The organism is Streptomyces tricolor (assembly GCF_002155905.1).
GTDB classification, from domain to species: Bacteria; Actinomycetota; Actinomycetes; order Streptomycetales; family Streptomycetaceae; genus Streptomyces; species Streptomyces tricolor.
The window spans coordinates 1-4,037 of record NZ_MUMF01000937.1 but is presented as its reverse complement, the minus strand read 5'-3'; the positions used below and the strand labels follow the sequence as shown (position 1 = coordinate 4,037).

The following is a 4,037-nucleotide window of genomic DNA, read 5'->3' as shown; positions in this document are numbered from 1 at the left end:
CGGCCTCGGCGCCCGCGCCGACCAGCGCGGCGGCCGGGAGGGTGAGCGCCCAGGCGGCGAACATGCGGGTCGCGGTGGACCAGCGGACCACCCCGCCCTTGCGGCCCAGGCCCGCGCCCATCACCGAGCCGGAGACGACGTGCGTGGTGGAGAGGGAGAAGCCGAGGTGGGAGGAGGCCAGGATGGCGGTCGCGGCGCTGCTCTGGGCGGCGAAGCCCTGACGCGGCTCCAGGTCGGTCAGGCCCTTGCCCATGGTGCGGATGATGCGCCAGCCGCCGATGTAGGTGCCGAGCGCGATGGCCAGACCGGCCGAGAGGACCACCCAGGTGGGAGGGTTGGAGCCGGGGGCGAGGGAGCCGCCCGCGACGAGCGCGAGGGTGATGATGCCCATCGTCTTCTGGGCGTCGTTGGTGCCGTGCGCGAGGGAGACCAGGCCGGCGGAGGCGATCTGGCCGGCGCGGTAGCCCTTGCGGGTGGCCTCGCCGTCGGCGGTGTCGCCGATGCCGTAGGAGAACCGGGTGGCCAGCATGGACGCGAGGCCCGCGACGATCGGCGCGGCGACGGCCGGCAGCAGCACCTTGGTGACCAGGACGTCACCGTGGACGGCGCCGAAGCCGGCGGAGGCGACGGTGGCGCCGACCAGGCCGCCCATCAGCGCGTGCGAGGAGCTGGAGGGCAGGCCCACCAGCCAGGTCAGCAGATTCCAGAGGATCGCGCCGACCAGGGCGGCGAAGATGACCTCGGGACGGATGCCGGTCTCGTCGACGAGACCCTTGGAGATCGTGTTCGCGACCTCCACCGAGAGGAAGGCGCCCACCAGGTTGAGGACGGCGGACATGGTCACCGCGATCTTCGGCTTCAGGGCGCCTGTGGAGATGGTGGTGGCCATCGCGTTCGCGGTGTCGTGGAAACCGTTCGTGAAATCGAACGCGAGAGCGGTTACCACCACAATCGCGAGGATCAGCGAGAAGCTTTCCATTTACCCAGGCAATCGTTCGAGGTCATTGGCTGGACGAACGTAGGCAACCTGGGTGAACAGAAGATGAACTGAGGCGGGCGCGAGGGTGTCCGTACCGCGTGATCGAGACTCCGTTCCGCTCCCTCGGCCCAGGTGTCCCTTGGCTAACGGCCCCGCGCCAGGACGCGCAGCCGGCTCAGCGAGCCGTTGAAGAGATTCTGGTCACCCGGCAGCCGGCCCTCGACGGCGTACTGCCAGAAGGTCCAGTACCGCCAGCCGCCCGGCAGCGCTCCCGGCCGCGCGGTGCCGTGCCGGGCGATCCACAGGGCGTGCGAGGAGGAGAAGGCGCGGCTGTTCCCGGTGCACTGCTTCCACCACTGGGCCGTGGTGTAGATCACCGGGCGGCGGCCGGTCTCCCGCTTGATCTCGTCGCTGAACGACCGGATCCAGCGGACCATCCGCGCCTTGCCCAGCCCGTAGCACGCGTGCTTCGCGCTGTACGGGTTGTACTCGATGTCCAGCGCGGGCGGCAGCGTCCGGCCGTCCGCCCGCCAGTCACCGCCGTGCCGGACGAAGTACGCGGCCTGCTCGGCGCCGGAGGACCGGTCCGGCAGGGCGAAGTGGTACGCGCCCCGGTACAGGCCGGCCTTGCGGGCGCCGGAGTACTGCCCGGAGAAGGAGGGGTTGCGGTAGGTCGTGGACTCGGTCGCCTTGATGTAGACGAACCGCGCGCCCTTCGCCCGGGCCGCCGCCCAGTCGACGCGCTTCTGGTACGACGACACGTCGTGCCCCCGGGGCAGGCCCGCGGCCCGCCGCAGCGGCCAGCCCGTCTCCGGCACGACGGCGGCGTCCGGCAGCACGGCGACGTCCGGCACCGCGGCGGCCTCCGGTGCGCCCGCCGGTCCGGCCGGCTCCGGCGGCACGGCCGTGCCCGGCGCTCCGGCCGAGGCCGGCGGTCCGGCGGGACCGGCCGCTCCGGCCGAGGCGGGCGCGGTGCCCGCGAGGGTGAGGGCCGCCGTGGCCGCCGCGAGGACACCGGCGCGGCGGCGGGCAAGGGTGCGGTGACGGGCCATGCGTCTCCCCGGGGTGGCGGACGGCCGCCGCCCTCGGCCTCGCGGGCGGCAGCGATCGTCCAGTGGGCAAGAGGGACCAATTGAAGGCCCGGTGATCACCGCTCGCGCGTCGAATTGGGCCGTTTCGTCACGAGATCCGCCCGTTCGGCCGTACGGTTTCCGGGCGGAGCGGCCGGCCCGACCGCTCCGCGCAGGCCCGGGCTGGCAGGATCACCGCATGGCTGAACCGCTGCGGAACACGGAAGACGGGCGACAGGGCGTGTCCGAGGACGCGGCACGGCTCTGGGCGGACCTGGTCGCGACGGCCCGCCGGACCGTCGCCGACGGACTGGTCGTCGGCACCTCAGGCAACGTCTCCGCCCGGGTCGGGGACCTGGTCCTGGTCACCCCCTCGGGCGTCCCCTACGACCGGCTCACCCCCGCCGACATCACCGGCGTCGACCTCGGCGGACGCCAGGTGCTCGGCACCCTCGTGCCGACCAGCGAGCTGCCCATGCACCTCGCCGTCTACCGCACCACCGACGCCCGCGCCGTCGTCCACACCCACGCCGTGCACGCGACCGCGGTCTCCACGCTCGTGCCCGAGCTGCCCCTGGTCCACTACATGGCCGGCGCCCTCGGCGGTCCCGTCCGGGTCGCCCCCTACGCCACCTACGGCACCGACGAACTCGCCGAGCACATGCTCCGGGCCCTCGCCGGCCGCTCCGGCTGCCTGCTGCAGAACCACGGCACGATCACCTACGGCGCCACCCTGGACCAGGCCTTCGACCGCACCGCCCAGCTGGAGTGGATGTGCCGGCTGTGGCTGACGGCGTCCTCGGTGCCGGGCCGGACGCCGTCCCTGCTGACGGAGGCACAAGTCACGGAGGCCGGGGAACGCTTGAAGGGATACGGCCAACGGAGGTGACCCCTTGTCGCACAGTGCTGCGTTCCGCTCCCTCGCGTCCCCGCTCGCCCTGATCCGCCGCCGCGGCGCCCGGCCGCGGCACCCCCTTCCACTGGCCGGTGGCCGCGACCGCGCCGACACTGGACCCGTGCGTACCGCAAAGGCGACCGCCACCGCACTCACCGCCGTCCTGGCCGCCGGCACGGCCTCGGTGTTCGCCGGCCGGCTCGCCAGCGACGCCGCGCTGAAGGCCCCCGCCGGGCGCCCCCTGCCCACCGAGCCACGCCTGACCGTGCACGGCACGACCGCCGGCCGGATCGCGCTCACCCGCGACCTGGCCGCCCTGCGCCCCGGCACCTACGGCCTCGCCGGCGACGGCTCCCACGCGGTCGTCGGCCCCGTCGTGGAGGAGGCCCCGCACACCGCGGACACCGTCGTACGCCGTCTGGAACGCGTCACCCACGGGACCTTCGCCCCCGGCGACGCGGTGTGGCTCACCCCGAACGTGTACGTCGGCAACCCCGGCGCCGCCCTCGGCCTGGACCACGCCGACGTGGACGTGCCCGGGGAACTCGGCGCCCTGCCCGCCTGGTTCGTGCCCGGCCAGCGGGACACCTGGGTGATCGCCGTGCACGGCCTCGGCGCCACCCGGGAGCACGCCCTGAACGTCCTGGGTTTCCTGCACGGCCGCCGGCTGCCGGTGCTCGCCCTCGCCTACCGCGGCGACCTCGGCGCCCCGCGCCCGCCGGACGGGCTGAACCACCTCGGCGAGACCGAGTGGCGGGACGTCGAGGCGGCGATCCGCTACGCCGTCCGCTACGGCGCCCGCCGGGTCGTCCTGCTCGGCTGGTCCACCGGCGCCACCATGGTCCTGCGCGCCGCCGAGCACTCCGCGGTGCGCGAGCGCATCGCCGGGCTCGTCCTCGACTCGCCGGTGCTCAGCTGGGAGGCCACGCTGCGGGCGCTGGCCCGGGCCCGGCACACCCCGTCGCCGCTGCTGCCGCTCGCGGTGCGGGCCGCGCAGGGCCGGGCCGGACTGTACGCCGACCGGATCGCCGAGGCCGCCGACCCCGACCGGCTCCGGGTGCCCACGCTGATCATCCACGGCCCGGACGACCAG

4 protein-coding genes are annotated in these 4,037 nt (G+C 74.5%); 2 read left to right on the top strand and 2 right to left on the bottom strand.

The genetic code is table 11. From position 1 onward, the window contains the following. Positions 1-979 (bottom strand): inorganic phosphate transporter (locus tag CCN44_RS41665; RefSeq protein WP_086704421.1); only part of this gene is annotated, 979 nt, incomplete at its 3' end. A 143-nt stretch (positions 980-1,122) separates the two neighbouring features. Then, positions 1,123-2,031 (bottom strand): lysozyme, encoded by a 909-nt coding sequence (locus CCN44_RS41660; protein WP_086704418.1) that lies wholly within the window; start codon positions 2,029-2,031, stop codon positions 1,123-1,125. Between the two features lie 217 nt (positions 2,032-2,248). Here CCN44_RS41660 and CCN44_RS41655 point away from each other — a divergent pair, with 217 nt between their 5' ends. Both CCN44_RS41655 and CCN44_RS41650 read left to right on the top strand, forming a co-directional pair. Further along, on the top strand, positions 2,249-2,938 hold the full coding sequence (locus CCN44_RS41655) for a class II aldolase/adducin family protein (RefSeq protein ID WP_086704415.1): 690 nt from the start codon (positions 2,249-2,251) through the stop codon (positions 2,936-2,938). A 127-nt stretch (positions 2,939-3,065) separates the two neighbouring features. Further along, positions 3,066-4,037 (top strand): alpha/beta hydrolase (locus CCN44_RS41650; RefSeq protein ID WP_086704412.1); only part of this gene is annotated, 972 nt, incomplete at its 3' end.

Coding starts and splice junctions, on each gene's coding strand:
- CCN44_RS41660 (WP_086704418.1), bottom strand. CDS start 2,031: ATGGCCCGTCACCGCACCCTTGCCCGCCGCCGCGCCGGTGTCCTCGCG.
- CCN44_RS41655 (WP_086704415.1), top strand. CDS start 2,249: ATGGCTGAACCGCTGCGGAACACGGAAGACGGGCGACAGGGCGTGTCC.